The organism is Jannaschia faecimaris (genome assembly GCF_900107415.1).
Classification (GTDB): Bacteria; Pseudomonadota; Alphaproteobacteria; order Rhodobacterales; family Rhodobacteraceae; genus Jannaschia; species Jannaschia faecimaris.
Genome location: NZ_FNPX01000001.1, coordinates 395500 through 410530 on the forward strand (window position 1 = coordinate 395500; position 15031 = coordinate 410530).

Sequence of the window (15031 nt, forward strand, 5' to 3'; positions counted from 1 at the left end):
CGCGTGTCAGACGTCAGCCAAACGGGTATTGCAGTGAAACTGTCGATCGTCACCACGCTATACAAATCGCAGTCCTTTATTGCCGAATTACATGCGCGTGTGACCAAGGTCGCGCGCGACCTTGTGGGCGATGATTATGAAATCGTGGTGGTCAATGACGGGTCGCCAGACCAGTCCCTTGATGCCGCGCTGACTTTGGCGCGCACCGACCCACATATGGTCGTCGTAGATCTCAGCCGTAATTTTGGGCATCACAAAGCACTGATGACAGGGCTGGACCACTCCCAAGGTGCTTTCGTTGCCTTGCTGGACAGTGATCTTGAAGAAGCACCCGAAGACTTGATTGTGCTGGCACAAGACCTGCGCACCAATCGTTGCGACGTAGCATTCGGCGTGCAGCATAGTCGCAAGGGAGGTGTCTTTGAAAAGGCCAGTGGGGCAAGTTTCTATTGGCTTTTTGAAAAACTGACGGGGTCGGCGCTGCCGCGCAACCTGATGACTATGCGACTGATGACACGCCGCTATGTCGACGCGCTGCTGCGGCACCGCGAACGCGACATGGTCATCGCAAATCTTTGGCAAATGACAGGGTTTGATCAACGGCCCGTGATCCTGCACAAAGCGTCGCAAAGTAAGACAAACTATAGCATTTGGCGCAAGTTATCCCTGATGGTGACGGCTGTGACCGCTGTCAGCAGCCGACCTTTGCTTGGGGTGTTTTACATTGGTGTCAGCCTGTTCCTGGTGTCCCTTGCCTATGTCGTTTGGTTGGTGCTGGTCTGGATGCTGCATTCACAGGTCCCAGGTGGGTGGACGTCGTTGATCGTCTCGGTCTGGATGTTGGGGGGATTGACGTTATGCGCCATCGGGATTCTTGGGATTTACCTTGCCAAGATATTCATCGAGGTCAAGCAGCGACCCTATGCCCTAGTGCGCGCCGTTTTTCGTGGTGATGCCGAAGGAGATCTCCCAGATTACGAGGTATTTGCCGCCCTACAAAGACCATCTTCGCCACTTGTTGAAACAAGGAGCCAACGGCCAAGCCATGAATGAAAACGCACCCGACCTGCTGGATAATGTTGCGCGCTATTATGCTGATAAACTGGCCCAGCACGGGGCGACAGCGCGTGGTGTGGACTGGAACAGCACGGAAAGCCAGTTCCTGCGGTTCGAGAAGTTATCAAGTATCATTAACACGCCGAACACACCGTTTTCGATCATCGATTTGGGCTGCGGATATGCCGCGACAGTTGATTACCTATCACGTACATTTTCCGATTTTGACTATTGTGGTGTCGATATTTCCGGCGAAATGATTGCGATTGCGCGCGCGCGCTATCAGGATTACCCCAAATGCCGTTTTGTCGAAGGCAGCATTCCCGATGCCCGCGCCGATTACTGCATCGCCAGCGGTATTTTCAATGTGCGGCTGGACCACTCGGACTCGGAATGGCTGGATCATCTGATTCAAACGCTGGACGTGATGGATCGCTTCAGCCGCCGCGGTTTCGCGTTCAACTGTCTGACATCATGGTCAGATGCCGACCGGATGCGCGAAACGCTTTACTACCCTGATCCCGCGAAAATTTTTAGTCTGTGTGTTCAGCACTATGGCCGTCATGTTGCCTTGCTGCACGATTACGAGCTATATGAATTCACAATTTTAGTTCGAAAGGCGGGATGATGAAACCTTTGGTTATTTTTGGAACATCCCAAATCGCGGAACTAGCCCATTTCTATTTTACACGCGATGCCGACCGATCTGTGGTGGCCTTTACCGTAGATGGCGCTTATGTGACCGAAGCCACGAATTGCAGCTGCCCAGTGGTTCCGTTCGAGGAGCTGGCCGAAAGATTTCCGGCGGACGAACATGATGTCTTTGTTGCGCTCAGTTATGCGTCGATCAACAAGCTGCGCGAACATAAATTCAACGCGGTGCAAGCCCTTGGGTATGATTGTCCCAGCTATATCAGCAGCCGTGCAACCGTTCTGACGCAATATCCCATCGGTAAGAATTGCTTCATTCTGGAAGACAACACTATTCAGCCCTTTGTCCGCATTGGCCACAACGTCACGCTCTGGAGCGGGAACCATATTGGCCACCATTCGGTCATCGAGGACCATGCGTTTATTTCGTCGCATGTCGTTGTTTCTGGCAATTGCTATATTGAAGAAGGGTGCTTTCTGGGTGTGAACAGCACCATCCGTGACAATATGCGGATTGGGAAACGATCGGTCCTTGGGGTCGGTGCGCGTATTCTGGAGGATGTCGCACCCGAAGGGGTCTACATGGAGAAATCCACCGAACGCTCGCGCGTGCCCAGCAGTCGTCTGCGGGGCCTGTGAATGGCGATTTGGAGCAAGCAGGGTCAGATTTACACGCCGTCTGGTCGGCACCCTAAACTGCGAACACATGCCGCCAACCCGTTGGCGCTACACTTGCACGACGATGTGTTCAGAGTGTTTTATTCGGGCCGAGATGCGTATAACCGATCCTCTGTCGGGGCAGTTGATATCGACATTTTGATGCGTCAAGTAGTCTGCGATCATCCCGCGCCCTTCTTCCTACATGGCCCTGAGGGCAGTTTTTTTGCCGATGGCGTCAGTATTGGCTGCGTCTTTGACGCAGGCGCGTTGCGGCGTATGTTATTCATGGCCTGGCAAAGACCTGAGGGTGGGCATTGGCGCGGTGATATTGGCAGCCTGCTTGTTACCCCTGAACTGACGCTTGCGCTTGAAAAGGATACGCCCTTTCTAGCTTCTGACGCGATGGATCCTATCAGCTTGTCCTATCCGTGGGTGCGGCGGATCGGGGATCAGTTCCGAATGTGGTATGGCACGACGGTCACTTGGGACGTGGGAAACTCCGAGATGCTGCATGTCATCGCGCAGGCCGTGTCACAGGACGGCACGAGATGGACCCGCATGGGTCAGGCTGTGCCCCACGAAATTGGTGTGGCACAAGCCTTTTCGCGCCCGACTGTGGTCAAGCGCGGCGACAGGTTGCAGATGTGGTTTTCCTATCGCAATGGTAATGGCCAGACCTATCGCATCGGTTCGGCGTTCAGTTCTGATGACGGCGCAAACTGGCAGCTTGCTTTGGACGCCAGCGGCATTGATGTCAGCGAGACGGGCTGGGATAGTGACATGATTTGCTATCCCTACGTCTTCGAACATGCGGGCCAAGTGTGGATGCTGTATAATGGAAATGGATATGGGGCGACGGGTTTCGGCCTTGCTGTGCTGGAAGGGTGATCCATGTCGTTCCCTGATCCAGCGCCCATTTCCAACCGGAATGACGCACGCCCAACGCCGATGACACGCAACCTGCGCTTCATTGCGACAGGTGTGATTGTGAATGTGACGTTGTATGGACTGCTTGCCGCTGTTCTGAATCTGGGCGTGGACTACAAGCTGGCTACGACGGCAATCTACATCCTTGGCATGACCTGGAGTTATCTTCAGAACCGCCTGTGGTCATGGCAAAGCCGTGCTCCGATCGCGCAATCCGTGTTGCGGTTTCTGGGGGTTTATGCGGGCATTTTTGTGGCGCACATGGGGCTGGTCATGGCGCTGGTTGAGGGGGCGGGCATTCCCCCCCTCTGGGCGGTCCTGCTTTCAGTCGCGGTCCTTGTGACGCCGATATTCATTCTGTTTGATCGCTTTGTCTTCAAGGAAGCCACATGACGCCGCCACTCTTGCAAAGCCTGTTTTCCGATCCGGTCCTGTTATCGCGCATACAGGCTGAAGCAGATTTCGCTTTGTCCGAGATTTCTGACCATATCGACGCCCTACCCGCGGGTGCGCGTGTTCTGGAAATTGGATGTGGCACGGGCTTTTTGCTGGCACGCCTATTGGAATTGCGCCCTGATTTGCAGTTGGTGGGGCTTGAACCCATTGGCGGCGGATTTGCCAGTTTCGAACAGACCCTCGACAGGATCACGACTGCTTTTCCGAGCCTGACCATCCACCGCATTCCTGTCGAGGATTTCGGCTCTAGCCCGGATGTTGCGGCGTTTGATTTCGTCTTTTCCCTCAACGTGTTCGAGCACTTGCAAGATTGGCGTAGGGCAGTGAACCGCGTGGCGGCCTTGCTTGCGCCGCAGGGGCAAATGCTGGTCCTTTGCCCGAATTACCTTGTGCCATATGAACCCCATTTCGGAATTCCGACCCTGTATTCGGCGGACCTGGCCAAAAAGGTGTTCGCGCGCAGGATTGCACAGGTGGAACAGGTCACGAATTCCGCGGGATTGTGGGAATCGATCAATTTCATTTCTGTCCCAGCATTCCGGCGCCATTGCCGCGCAATGACTTTGGACGTGACTTTTGAACGTGGAATGCTGGCGAAGATGTTGGATCGTTTGGGAACTGATCCGGAATTTGCAGCGCGTCAGGCAGGTATTGCAGGGATCGCCCGGCTGTTTCGGGCGCTAGGTGGGATTTGGCTTAGCCGTCGTCTGCCGCCAGATCTGGACCCCTATATGAAGGCGCATGTAAGGCTGCGGCCCCCTGAAGCGCCCGACCTAGCGGTGTGTTGAGCGGGCATCTTTAGGCCAAAATCTGTAGAATTTCCGCGATAACGTTGTCCTGCTGTGCATCGGTCATCGTGTAGTACAACGGAAGACGCACAAGACTGGCCGATATCGCATCGGTCACGGTCATTGGTCCCACCGCGCGCCCGAATTTCAGGCCGGCAGGGGCAGAATGCAGTGGGACATAGTGAAATGGCGTGGTCATTTCCCGCTCGCGCATGGCAGTGATGAACGTGTCACGATCCGCCCGGTCGCGCATCAGCAGATAGAACATATGCCCATTGCCGGTGCGATCCGGCATGGGTGCCGGCAAGCGCACGCGCCCACGTTCGGCGAGCGATGCCAGCCCTGCGGCGTAGCGATCACAAATCACGCGGCGTCGGTCCGTGATCTGCCGTGCCTTTTCAAGCTGGCCATACAGAAACGCCGCAATCAATTCGCCGGGCAGGAAAGATGACCCGATATCGACCCAAGTGTATTTGTCGACGCTCCCCCGCATAAAGCGCGAGCGGTTTGTCCCTTTTTCACGGATGATTTCGGCCCGCTCGACCAGATCGGGACGGTTTATGACCAATGCCCCTCCTTCGCCGCTTACGATATTTTTCGTCTCGTGAAAGGAAAAGGCCGCCAGATCACCGAAACTGCCAGCTTTGCGCCCTTTGAAGCTCGCGCCAAAGGCTTGGGCCGCGTCCTCGACCAGCAGCAAGCCATGATCGGTGGAAATCTCGGCCAAAACATCCATTTCCGCGATCACACTGGCATAATGAACAGCGAAAATGGCTCTGGTCTTGGATGTGATCGCAAGCTGCGTCTGTTCGGGACACAGGTTCAAGGACACTGGATCAATATCTACAAACACAGGAACCCCGCCTCTCAGCGCGACTGCGTTTGCGGTCGAGACAAACGTGAAGGATGGCATTATCACTTCGTCGCCCGGCTGAATATCAGACAAAATGGCGGCCATTTCCAAGGCGGCGGTGCAAGAATGCGTCAACAGCGCATCCTGTGCCCCCGTCTGGGCGACAATCGACTGGCTGCATAGCTTGGTAAACTGCCCGTCACCCGACAATTGCCCCAACGCGATTGCTTTGGTGATATAGTCCAGCTCGTTGCCAACAAATGATGGCAAGTTGAAGGGAGTCATTTCGCGCCCCTGTGACGACAGTGTCTGAAAACTTCTGAAAGTGGGCCTAGTCGATCCGGGCGGCGCGTTCAACACAAAGCCCATGCTTGTCTATACCGCTCCGCCGCGCAATCGGTACCGTTCGTCGGCCACACCTCGCAGGTATTGGTTGTATTCGCTGATTGGTATAGCAGTGATCAGTCGTGGTCCTAGAAAGTCGGGCAGTCGGCTCCGTTGTATCCCAAACCTTTGAAGGGATACGCGAATGGCGAAGCACAGGAACTTTACAGATCAATTTAGGGCCAAGGTGGCGTTGGAAGGGCTGCGTGGTAACAAGACCGTGCAAGAGATTGCGGCGAAGCACCAGTTGCATTCGGACCAGGTCAGCGCGTGGAATCGGCAGACCATCGACGGCGGGGCGGATGTGTTCTCTGGCCGCAAGCAGAGCGGCCCAACTGAGGCCGACGCCAAAGATTTGCATGCCAAGTTCGGGAGGCTAGGTGTTTGATCCCACGGTTTGATGGTGTGATCCTTTCTCAGGAATGGAAGGAAGCATTCTGGGGCAAGCTTCGCTCTCGGAACTGAGCCAAGAACTCGGCATCAACCCAAAGACAGTCGCCAAGTGGCGCAAGCGGAAGACGGTCGAGAATCAGAAGACCGGTCCAAAGGAGCCGCGCTCAACGGTTCTCAGCGAAGAAGAGGAAGCCATGATCGTGGGGTTCCGACGGCACACGCTGCTGCCGCTGGATGATTGCCTTTATGCTCTGCAGCCATCGATCCCATATCTCACGCGGTCAGCGTTGCATCGGTGCCTGCAACGACACGGAATCTCGCGCCTGCCGGAAGTCGGAGGGGACAAGCCGAAGCGACAGAAGTTCAAGCGCTGCCCGATTGGATTCTCCCACATCGACATCGCCGAGGTGCAAACTGCCGAGGGCAGGCTCCATCTCTTTGTCGGCATCGACCGCACCAGCAAGTTTACAGTCACCCAGCTCGTGGAAAAGGCGGATCGCAAAACCGCCTGGGAGTTCCTCGAACATCTACTCAAGGCGGTCCCATATCGCATCCACACAATCCTCACGGATAACGGCATCCAGTTCGCAGAACAGCCCCGCAACCGAAACACCATCTATTCCCGGCCTATGCGCTTCAACATGATCTGTGAGGCGAATGGGATCGAGCATCGACTGACCAAGCCGAACCAACCTTGGACCAATGGCCAAGTCGAGCGGATGAACCGCACGATCAAGGACGCAACCGTCAAGCGTTACAATTACGACAACCACGAAGAGCTGCGCACCCACCTTGGCGACTTCATGGCGGCCTATAGCTTCGCCCGCAGACTCAAGACCCTCGGTGGCCTCACACCTTATGAATACATCTGCAAAATCTGGACATCAGAGCCAGATCGATTCATCATCGACCCAATCAACCAAATGCCCGGACTGAACACCTAGCGATCAAGAGTGATTCTTTTATCGGAAGGGCTCAAAAGGTGAACCCGGCAAAGAAGCGCGCGATAATCCAGCCCGAACAACCGAGGCTGAGCATATTAGTGAGCGATGCAAATTGGTGCAGCCCAGACGCTCTGCATTCTATTACACGCGGGTCCGTGATCGGCGCGGCAATGCTGTCGATGATGAAAGAGATTGACCGGGTGTTTACGAAGTATCCGTTCTTCGGGTCACGCCAGATCGCCGCCTATCTGCGCCGTGCAGGTATCGTCATTGACCGTCATCGGGTTCGGCGATTGATGGCCAAAGTGGGATTGGCTGTCATATACACGCGCTCCAAAACCAGCAAGCCGCACCCGTTGCACCCAGTTTATTTGTATCCGCTCAGAAAGATGGTCATCGACCGTACGAACGAGGTCCTCCTCTCGGGCATGTAAACATGCCCTGTCGGGCAAAGGGTGCTCGGAAACCACATTCATGCCGGTCAAGAACGGCTTTTTGGATCTTGTTGCAATCATGGATTGGGCGACACGGAAAGTCCTGAGTTGGCGACTGTCGAACACGATGCATGCAGATTTCTGTGTCGAGGCGCTGAACGAGGCCCTCTCTCTATGTGGCCCGCCGGAGATCATGAATGCGGATCGGGGATCGCAGCTCACCGAAGCGGTGTGGATCACGAAGTTGATCGAGGCCAGGGTGCGCATCTCGATGAATGGCCGCGGCAGATACCTGGACAACATCTTCATCGAACGCCTGTGGCGAAGCCTGAAGCAGGAGGCGATATACCTTGAGGAGATCAGCGATGGCTTCCAGGGTCGCCGTATCATTAAAGACTGGATGGCCTTCTAAAACCGCAAGCGCCCAAACTCAGCCCTTGGAGGCAGATCGCCAGCCGTGGTCAAATGGCAGAGAAGTCCGATCATGCAACCCGGTCAGCAGGAGCAGAGAGTAGCTTTGAAAGCCCCAGATCCTGTCCATACTTTGCGGAGTAGCTCAAAGGGTGTCATGTGCCAACCCTGCGATTTGAGCGCCTGATCGACGCCCGGACCCCGTGCGCATGCTCCAGTGCACCCGGCAACTCTTTCAGCGTGATGTTCGGGTCCTGCTCGACTAAATCGATCAGGAACGTGTGAAAAGGGGCCAGTCGACGGTGCCCGGACTTGCGTGGGTTCGATGCGGGGGGCGAGGCTGACACCTTGCCGTATCTTCCGCGCTAAGCGCGACGCTGACGCCGCCGATATCATCAACCGGAGACCAGCCTCGGGACCAGACAAGCCTTCCTCAAGAAGTCGCCGGAAGCGGTTGCGAATTTCAGCCGACAGCGGCTTAGTCATGATCTTATCCTCCTGAACAGGATGAACCAGAAATCGTCCCCCCAGAGGCCTCCAAAGTCGAGTCAACGTAAGCTGGGACCGCTCTGGTCCGCGCACGTTTCGATCCATTGCGCGTCGGCGGAAATGACAAGCAGACGCGTCATTCCGCGCACCTGTGCTGTAGCGCAAAGCGCCTCATTGGCCAAATCGGTCGGTGCGCGACCTGCATGCAGGTCATAATCGGCCAGCCCGTAATACGGCGTGATCTCGCAGTTCTGCTCATCGGGCACGATCCCTTGCAGCATGGGCTTTCCCACAAGTGCGGGCAGTAAGAAAATAGTCGCCCAACAGACCTTTTGGCTATTCCAAAAAGCCTCATGCGCGCCATCCAGCACAATGGCATCGATCTCCCTCGCGTGATCACGGCTTGCAAGAAGCGCTCGTCCAGGGGCCGTGTGTTGGACCGCGCGTTCGCCAAGCGATGTCGCTACAGGCAGGCTTGCAAGTGCCGTTTGATATCCCTCCAGCCGGTCAAGGCCGCGCAATTTGTTGTCATGCAGGAACATCATGACGGCAATAAAAGCCGCCACGATCCCAAACTGGCCGAAGGCCCCGCGGCGTGTCAGCCATTTCGGCACCAGCCCCAGCACGGGAACCAGCATCAGCCCCAGCCAACTTCCGGGGTCCGAGAAGTAATATTGCGCCCCTCCGGCCGTGTTGATCAAATAACTGGCCACTAGTCCTGCCCACATGCCAGTTCCCAAAGCCAACGTGAGGGTGCGTGCGCCATGGTCCCGGGGGAAATGCCGATACGCCAAACAGGTCAGGACCAAAGCAAACAGCAACGCGTAAATTGCCGGTTCCATATGTTCTTGCAGAAAGGCGAATGGTTTGATCATCGCCGCTTTGTCCGGCGTAGCAACAGGATAGATAAGGTAAATCGCAACCGTAGGTAATAAACCAGCCAGAATGCTAGCGGCCCATGCCAGTGGTTGCAGCCGTCCCGCAACCAGAATGCCCATGGCCACAGCACACGCCAAAACAGCTCCAACGGAAACTTTACTTAATGTAGCCAAGGCCACTGTGGCCGCCAAAAGCACGATCAGCAAACCTTGTCGGGGCAAAGCCTGATCAGCAGGGTCAACCAGTTGTTGCAGCAGGAGCACTGCCAACAACGCCATCCAAAGCGACAGCGTATAGGATTCCGAGACGTAATACGAATGCCACATCAGCGCGCCACCGAATGCCAGCCACCCCAGGACACTGAACATGGCCGCCGTTGCGCCCAAGTGAATTGTTGCCGGTCGGTGCAGTTGGGCGGCGGTCTGCAACAACAATCCAAGCAGCACGGGAATTGCGACAATGGACATGAAGATCGCATATCCATGTAACATCTCTGTTCCCAGCAACGCCGTGAAACCCCCTATCACGCGATGGCTAAACACATGATAGGCAATCGGAACCAATCCATCCGCCCCGATGCTCGCGACCTGAGCGTGCAGCAAGTTCTGCGCGATTGCTGCGTGAAACAGCGTGTCATGGTGCGACAGCCCGGCAAGTGACGTTTCCAGCGCGACTGGCACCGAATAGTTCAGGCGCAGATTGATCAGTGCCAATGAGGCAGATACGGCAAACGCGAGGGTAACGACACTTGCGATATGGGTCTTGGGCAACTTCGCCGCTTCGCCGAATAACCTGACAAGGCCACGGACACTTATGATGATCGCCACAATTTCAAAACTGAAGCGCAACGATGCAGGTATATAGGCAAGGCCAAGTAGCATAAGCAGGATTGCGGCAACACTTTTGACTGTATGCGGCCCGCCAAAAGCAAAGCCGCACAATACAAACGCAAACGCAACCAAGATGCTGCGAAAATACGTCAGTGCCGGAATCGCAAAGCTGTCAGATCCTAGCAGTTCACGCAGTCCAACCACATATGACGCGCCGCAAACCACCAAGGTCAACGCGAAGATTGTCCCCAGCGTTTGCGTCATCATAGCAGCCTCTAAATTATTTTGAGCAGTCAGGGCAGTCGAATCAAAGACTTTGCTCGCCGGCATGTCGACTCCCCTTATAGCGCGAAAAACTGGATAAGGTTCTAAGTCCTGTCATCGTTCACCGTATCACCTTGATTGTAGACAACAAGGAGCTGACAGCTGATCGTGGGTTGATTGACGCTCAGTGACAATCTGTAGGGGTTGTCCGTCGTCAGGGTATTTAGGACTCGTGGCCGCATGATTTAGCGGAGGGATCGGCTCGTTGGTTGGGTTAGTGTAAGCGGCGCGTTTGCGGTGTTGCAAACAGCGTTGTTTGATCGTCTTTTGCATGATCCTTTCGAGTTCGAGCGCAATTGACTTGCCATGTTCGAAGTAGACGTCAGCCGGTGTGAGATTGCCGAGGCTCTCGTGGTAGCCGTGGTGATTGTAGCCATCGACGAAGCGCTCGATGCTGGCTTCCAGATTGCCTGGGAGGAAGTAGTTTTCCAGCAGGATGCTTCCGTGTCGAATTTGTCCCATGTCACTTCCCTACATTCATGAGAAGGGATCAAACCATAGGATCAAACACCTAGTGGCCTGGAAAGGTCAGCGGCACCGAACCCTTAAGTAGACCCCCGATTATTTTAGCGGTTTGCGCTGTCGAGACTTCTTCGTCGAAGTCCTTGATCATTTTGACGTAATGTCTGTCTACCAAGCCGCGATGGCTGCGAGCCAGCAGCGCACCCACGGCCTGTTGCAGGGCATAGTGGTCGATTTGCGTGTCGCGGATCGCCTCGTAGGTCGGCGCGTCCTCGATGTGATGCACCCCCGGCAACCCGCGATACCAGGCCGACCCGAAGACCAGAGCCGGGGTGCCTTGCCGTATGGCCTCCCACCCGACGGTGCCGGTGATGCTGGCGACGAACCGGGCCTTTGCGGTCAGGGCATGGGTGTCGGCCCAACTGGGCAGGAGGGTCACCGAGGCGATGCGCCCCAGGCGGTGGAAGAACATCGGCCCGCGCATGTAGCTTCCCTGTTTGGGATTTTCCTTGACCAGGATGCGCACCCCTTTGGGCAGCATGTCGGCCAGTGTCTCGATGGCGTGGGCCTGATCGCGGAAGCGACCGCCAAGGCTGCTCGTGGTCATCTCGGGCTGTAGCTGCAGTGGGAAATAGACGAAGTCGCCGTCCAGGTTCAAAACCTGATCCTCGAAGGAGGTCAAGTGGTCGAAGTACTCCAGCGCGTCCTCGTGGAAGAACTTCGCGAAGGGATCGCGCCATTTTGGCAAGCCACCGTAGATACGACTGACATCCTTGGTCAGCCGCCACAGGTAGGCGGGGTTCAGAGCTTTGAGGGGCCGCTTAAGGGCAAGAAACGTCGCGATTTGCGCCATGCCCTTCAACGTAGGCCTGCCACCTGCCTCAGGTTCCTGCTTGATACCTTGCATATAAAACAGGTCAGGTCTGGATCCTTGCTCAATCGCGAAAGGCTTTGCCGTTAGATCGGGCGGAAACCGCCCAAACTCATGCGGATCACGCAAGGAAAAGAAGCGATCGGGAAACAGCGATTCCGTGACGATGGTGCAGGGGATGTCCAAGACCTTGGCCATCTGGAAGACGATAGTGTCATAGGTCAGGTGCGGCACGTTGAAGAACAAACAGTGCGTGATCCCCTTGTCGATCAAAGCCTGTCCGATCACGTCGGCCAAAATGTGATAGTAATCCACGTAGTCCTGCATTGTTCGCAGGGGGTGATTTTTGTGCGCGTTGATGTCTGAACGGCGGTGTAAATGGTCTATAAAGGTTTCCATCTGGTCGAGGAAGTCAGGCGACTCAATCAAGGCTTGTCCTGCCCCAGTCCAGCGCTGTTTGGCAAACAAGTGTCCTTTGCCGCCTTGCCGCGTATTCATTCGTGTAATGGCGGACGCCTTAATGTCGGCCGTAACATGCCCCATGTGCAGCGCGATTTTTATATCTTTGTTTTTGCAAACTAATTTCTCAAGGATGGCATCGGTGTTCGTCGCCGTAGATACGACCATCAGGCGCATCGTCATGGTCCCACCATCGACCAGGCCAACGGCTCGCCGCGTGACAGGGCGCGCGTGGTCACGCGGCCCAGGACCTCGGGAAGATGGTGCGGGGCTAAGCCGTTGCCGGGGCGGACCGAGCGCACGTCATCTTCAGTCAGGGCTGCCCCGGCAGCCACGTCGCGCACCACATAGAGCGAGCGGCGGAACTGCGCGTTGGCACCGCCCACGCCTTTTCGGTCGTACTGCGGCGGGCCAAGGGCTGCGTGCGCCATCCGGCAGTCATCGACCAGCGATTTGAACTCACCCGGCTCCAACGAGAATTCGGCGTCCGGGCCGCCGTCGGATCGCCGGAGCGTCAGGTGCTTCTCGATAATGCAGGCCCCGCGCGCGATGGCCGCGACCGAGACCGCCGATCCCAGCGTGTGATCCGACAGCCCGATTGGCACGCCAAATGCCGCGCCCAGCGCCTCGATGGTTTGCAGACGCATAGTTTCCGGGGCCGCCGGATAGGCCGAGATACAGTGCAGCAATGCGAACCCGTCCGCCCCGCCCTTGCGTGCGGCGGCGCAGGCGCGCTCGATCTCGGCGTAATTCGCAATGCCCGTCGACATGATCAGGGGCAGGCCCTTGGAGGCGGCTTTCTCGATCAAGGGCGTGTCCACCAGCTCGAATGAGGCGATCTTGTAGGCTGGCACACCAAGGCCATGTAGGAAATCCACCGCCGTCGGATCAAACGGCGAGGAAAAACACTGCAAGCCGTGAACCCGTGCGCGGGCGAACAACGCCTCGTGCCAGTCCCAGGGCGTCGAAGCTTCTTGGTAGAGGTCGTGCAGCGTGCGCCCGTCCCATGGCCCGCCGTTGATCCGAAACTCGGGGCGGTCCACGTCAAGGGTGATCGTGTCGGCGGTATATGTCTGCAATTTGACGGCGTCCGCGCCGGTATCGGCGGCGGCATCCACCAGCGCCAGCGCGCGGTTCAGGTCGCCGTTATGGTTCCCCGAGAGTTCCGCGATGATGTAGGGGCTGTGGTCCGGCCCAATGGCGCGGCCCGCGATGGCATAGTCCGTCATGTGTCCGGTCCCCTTTGCGGCAGGCGAAGTCGCTGTCTGACTTCCCATGTCTTCAACGCGAAGGCCAGAACCGACGGATCATCGGATGGCACCTCGGCAAATCCTAACCGGCGATGCAGGCGAAGGGAGGTGGTGTTCTCGTGCCGGACGGTCGCGCGGATCGTTTCGGCCCCCGGTGTCTCGGCAAGAAGGCGCAGGAAAGCGCCGCACATGCGTCCGCCGGCCCCCTGTGGCGCGTCTTCGTCGCCAAGGTAGAACGACCAGGTCCAGCCATCCGGCCCGCCGCTGGCCCCGCAGATGCCCACATCGCGCCCCCCCTCCTGCCAAACGCACCAGCGCGCGTCATCGCGGGTCAGCTCCTGTGTCAGCCAGGGAATGTGGCCTTCCGCGGTGACGGGGGCCTGGCTGCTGGTGACGGCAACGATCCGTGGCTGATTGCGCCAGCTCATCATCATTTCCGCATCGTTCAGAGTCAGGGGCCGCAATCGCGCTTCCAACGCGCATACTACCCGGCCGGCCCCGCGTCCGTCGCACAGTTTGGCCGCTTTGCGCGACATATCTCCGGCGCGGTCGATCCCTTCCTGGATGGCGTGGCGCAGGGTTGGCGGATCGCGCGCGGCCTCCAATGACAGTGGCACGATGGCCCCGGCCTCTGCCAAGCCCGCCACCGCGTCGCGCTGGTTGTCCGCTACCGTGACCGTCACTGTCGGAAGGCCCAGGCAACACCGTTCCCACGACGTCATTCCCCCCGCACCGACGCAAAGATCGGCCGCGACCATTCGTTCCCCCATGTCGATTGCATCCAGCGTCAGGGTCACGCCGGGGCGCTGGTGGTCACGCACCGCTTCAGCGCTTTGCGCGTCCGCTGACATGACGACCTCCACCTCAAGATCGTCGAAATCCTTCAGCGCGTCCAAAACAAGTGGGGCCAGCCCGGCGGCATCCATCATGCCGGGTGTGACCAGGACCCTGCGCACCGGCCCGCCGCGCCGGGTCAGGGCGATGTCCCTCAGAGTGGCGAATTCCGGGCGAAGGAGCGCATAGCCCGGGCCCCGCAACACGGCCGCTGCGCCGAATTTCAGCTCGCCGGCAAGCCGAGTCTGATCCAACAACAGGTCTGACGCCAATTCCCTGTCGTCCAGATCGTCGATGGCGAGGACGCGGATGTCGGGGGCTTTGCCCCGCACCTGCGCAACCCAATCGGCGTCAAGGCCATAATGATCCCAGATCAGCCAATCCGCACCGGTTCGGGCGGCAATCTTGCCGGTGGTCATGCCGTCCACCTCCGGGTCGACGCGCCGCCAGGCGGCATGGGGCGGGGCATTGGCCGACGCGACAGTCGAAACGGGCAGGGAGTGCACCTCGAATCCCGCGCTGCGGACCCGATCTGCCATCCCATCCGACGCATCGGCCATCACGAATTCGACCCGATGCCCCGTGTTTGTCAATGCATCCGCCAACGTCAGGCAGCGCATGACGTGCCCGCCGCCGATACGCCGATCGCCGTCCACCCGGATCAGCACGCGCATCG

The 15031-nt window shown here is 57.5% G+C and carries 15 protein-coding genes and 1 pseudogene; 10 read left to right on the forward strand and 6 right to left on the reverse strand.

The annotated features are described in order from the left end of the window. Positions 1-3 precede the first annotated feature (3 nt). The 6 genes from BLV27_RS01925 to BLV27_RS01950 are packed head-to-tail and all read left to right on the forward strand — an operon-like array spanning position 4 to position 4538. Complete coding sequence (locus BLV27_RS01925) at positions 4-1053, forward strand: glycosyltransferase family 2 protein (RefSeq protein ID WP_211605471.1); 1050 nt, start codon at positions 4-6, stop codon at positions 1051-1053. Further along, positions 1046-1684: a class I SAM-dependent methyltransferase gene (locus BLV27_RS01930; RefSeq protein ID WP_092641461.1), complete on the forward strand. Its 639-nt coding sequence runs from the start codon at positions 1046-1048 to the stop codon at positions 1682-1684. Before BLV27_RS01925 ends, BLV27_RS01930 begins: the two co-directional genes overlap by 8 nt. Next, positions 1684-2346, forward strand: coding sequence for an acetyltransferase (locus BLV27_RS01935; protein ID WP_211605472.1), 663 nt, complete (start codon positions 1684-1686; stop codon positions 2344-2346). Before BLV27_RS01930 ends, BLV27_RS01935 begins: the two co-directional genes overlap by 1 nt. Further along, complete coding sequence (locus tag BLV27_RS01940; RefSeq protein ID WP_092641467.1) at positions 2347-3255, forward strand: glucosamine inositolphosphorylceramide transferase family protein; 909 nt, start codon at positions 2347-2349, stop codon at positions 3253-3255. It begins immediately after the preceding gene. A gap of 60 nt (positions 3256-3315) precedes the next feature. Continuing rightward, complete coding sequence (locus tag BLV27_RS01945; RefSeq protein WP_170831319.1) at positions 3316-3687, forward strand: GtrA family protein; 372 nt, start codon at positions 3316-3318, stop codon at positions 3685-3687. Next, on the forward strand, positions 3684-4538 hold the full coding sequence (locus BLV27_RS01950) for a class I SAM-dependent methyltransferase (RefSeq protein WP_092641474.1): 855 nt from the start codon (positions 3684-3686) through the stop codon (positions 4536-4538). The genes BLV27_RS01945 and BLV27_RS01950 overlap by 4 nt, the downstream gene beginning before the upstream one ends. 10 nt (positions 4539-4548) lie before the next feature. Here the strand turns inward: BLV27_RS01950 and rffA are convergent, their stop codons facing one another. Beyond that, a complete protein-coding gene (gene rffA, locus BLV27_RS01955; protein ID WP_092641478.1) occupies positions 4549-5676 on the reverse strand; it encodes a dTDP-4-amino-4,6-dideoxygalactose transaminase in 1128 nt (375 codons plus the stop codon). 244 nt (positions 5677-5920) lie between these two features. Here rffA and BLV27_RS01960 point away from each other — a divergent pair, with 244 nt between their 5' ends. From BLV27_RS01960 to BLV27_RS01975, 4 genes are all read left to right on the forward strand, one after another. Next, positions 5921-6163, forward strand: a complete 243-nt coding sequence (locus BLV27_RS01960) for a transposase (protein WP_092641481.1) — start codon at positions 5921-5923, stop codon at positions 6161-6163. Positions 6164-6197: 34 nt separating this feature from the next. After that, positions 6198-7112 carry an IS481 family transposase gene (locus tag BLV27_RS01965; RefSeq protein ID WP_092641484.1) on the forward strand — a complete coding sequence of 305 codons (915 nt, stop codon included), beginning with the start codon at positions 6198-6200 and terminating at the stop codon, positions 7110-7112. A gap of 155 nt (positions 7113-7267) precedes the next feature. Then, the gene (locus BLV27_RS01970) at positions 7268-7546 is read left to right on the forward strand and encodes an IS3 family transposase (protein WP_139176531.1); all 279 of its coding nucleotides are present in this window, start codon (positions 7268-7270) and stop codon (positions 7544-7546) included. A 7-nt stretch (positions 7547-7553) separates the two neighbouring features. Next, entirely contained in the window at positions 7554-7958 is a 405-nt protein-coding gene (locus BLV27_RS01975) for a DDE-type integrase/transposase/recombinase (RefSeq protein ID WP_425283631.1), read from the forward strand. Positions 7959-8505: 547 nt separating this feature from the next. On the opposite strand, the gene BLV27_RS01980 is transcribed toward BLV27_RS01975, so the two are convergent. From BLV27_RS01980 to pseG, 5 genes and pseudogenes are all read right to left on the reverse strand, one after another. Continuing rightward, positions 8506-10485: a hypothetical protein gene (locus tag BLV27_RS01980; RefSeq protein ID WP_092641494.1), complete on the reverse strand. Its 1980-nt coding sequence runs from the start codon at positions 10483-10485 to the stop codon at positions 8506-8508. Between the two features lie 216 nt (positions 10486-10701). Beyond that, a pseudogene (locus BLV27_RS19650) lies at positions 10702-10917 on the reverse strand (IS3 family transposase); the annotation flags it as partial. Positions 10918-10990: 73 nt separating this feature from the next. Beyond that, positions 10991-12454 carry a capsular polysaccharide export protein, LipB/KpsS family gene (locus BLV27_RS01985; protein ID WP_092641498.1) on the reverse strand — a complete coding sequence of 488 codons (1464 nt, stop codon included), beginning with the start codon at positions 12452-12454 and terminating at the stop codon, positions 10991-10993. Beyond that, positions 12451-13500 (reverse strand): pseudaminic acid synthase, encoded by a 1050-nt coding sequence (gene pseI, locus BLV27_RS01990; protein WP_092641501.1) that lies wholly within the window; start codon positions 13498-13500, stop codon positions 12451-12453. Before pseI ends, BLV27_RS01985 begins: the two co-directional genes overlap by 4 nt. After that, positions 13497-15029, reverse strand: coding sequence for a UDP-2,4-diacetamido-2,4,6-trideoxy-beta-L-altropyranose hydrolase (gene pseG / locus BLV27_RS01995; protein WP_092641505.1), 1533 nt, complete (start codon positions 15027-15029; stop codon positions 13497-13499). Before pseG ends, pseI begins: the two co-directional genes overlap by 4 nt. Between the last annotated feature and the right edge of the window lie 2 nt (positions 15030-15031).

What these genes read in the sequence shown, in the direction of transcription:
- BLV27_RS01930 (WP_092641461.1), top strand. Translation starts at nt 1,046, where the DNA reads ATGAATGAAAACGCACCCGACCTGCTGGATAATGTTGCGCGCTATTAT.
- BLV27_RS01935 (WP_211605472.1), top strand. Translation starts at nt 1,684, where the DNA reads ATGAAACCTTTGGTTATTTTTGGAACATCCCAAATCGCGGAACTAGCC.
- BLV27_RS01940 (WP_092641467.1), top strand. Translation starts at nt 2,347, where the DNA reads ATGGCGATTTGGAGCAAGCAGGGTCAGATTTACACGCCGTCTGGTCGG.
- BLV27_RS01945 (WP_170831319.1), top strand. Translation starts at nt 3,316, where the DNA reads ATGACACGCAACCTGCGCTTCATTGCGACAGGTGTGATTGTGAATGTG.
- BLV27_RS01950 (WP_092641474.1), top strand. Translation starts at nt 3,684, where the DNA reads ATGACGCCGCCACTCTTGCAAAGCCTGTTTTCCGATCCGGTCCTGTTA.
- rffA (WP_092641478.1), bottom strand. Translation starts at nt 5,676, where the DNA reads ATGACTCCCTTCAACTTGCCATCATTTGTTGGCAACGAGCTGGACTAT.
- BLV27_RS01960 (WP_092641481.1), top strand. Translation starts at nt 5,921, where the DNA reads ATGGCGAAGCACAGGAACTTTACAGATCAATTTAGGGCCAAGGTGGCG.
- BLV27_RS01965 (WP_092641484.1), top strand. Translation starts at nt 6,198, where the DNA reads ATGGAAGGAAGCATTCTGGGGCAAGCTTCGCTCTCGGAACTGAGCCAA.
- BLV27_RS01980 (WP_092641494.1), bottom strand. Translation starts at nt 10,485, where the DNA reads ATGCCGGCGAGCAAAGTCTTTGATTCGACTGCCCTGACTGCTCAAAAT.
- BLV27_RS01985 (WP_092641498.1), bottom strand. Translation starts at nt 12,454, where the DNA reads ATGACGATGCGCCTGATGGTCGTATCTACGGCGACGAACACCGATGCC.
- pseI (WP_092641501.1), bottom strand. Translation starts at nt 13,500, where the DNA reads ATGACGGACTATGCCATCGCGGGCCGCGCCATTGGGCCGGACCACAGC.
- pseG (WP_092641505.1), bottom strand. Translation starts at nt 15,029, where the DNA reads ATGCGCGTGCTGATCCGGGTGGACGGCGATCGGCGTATCGGCGGCGGG.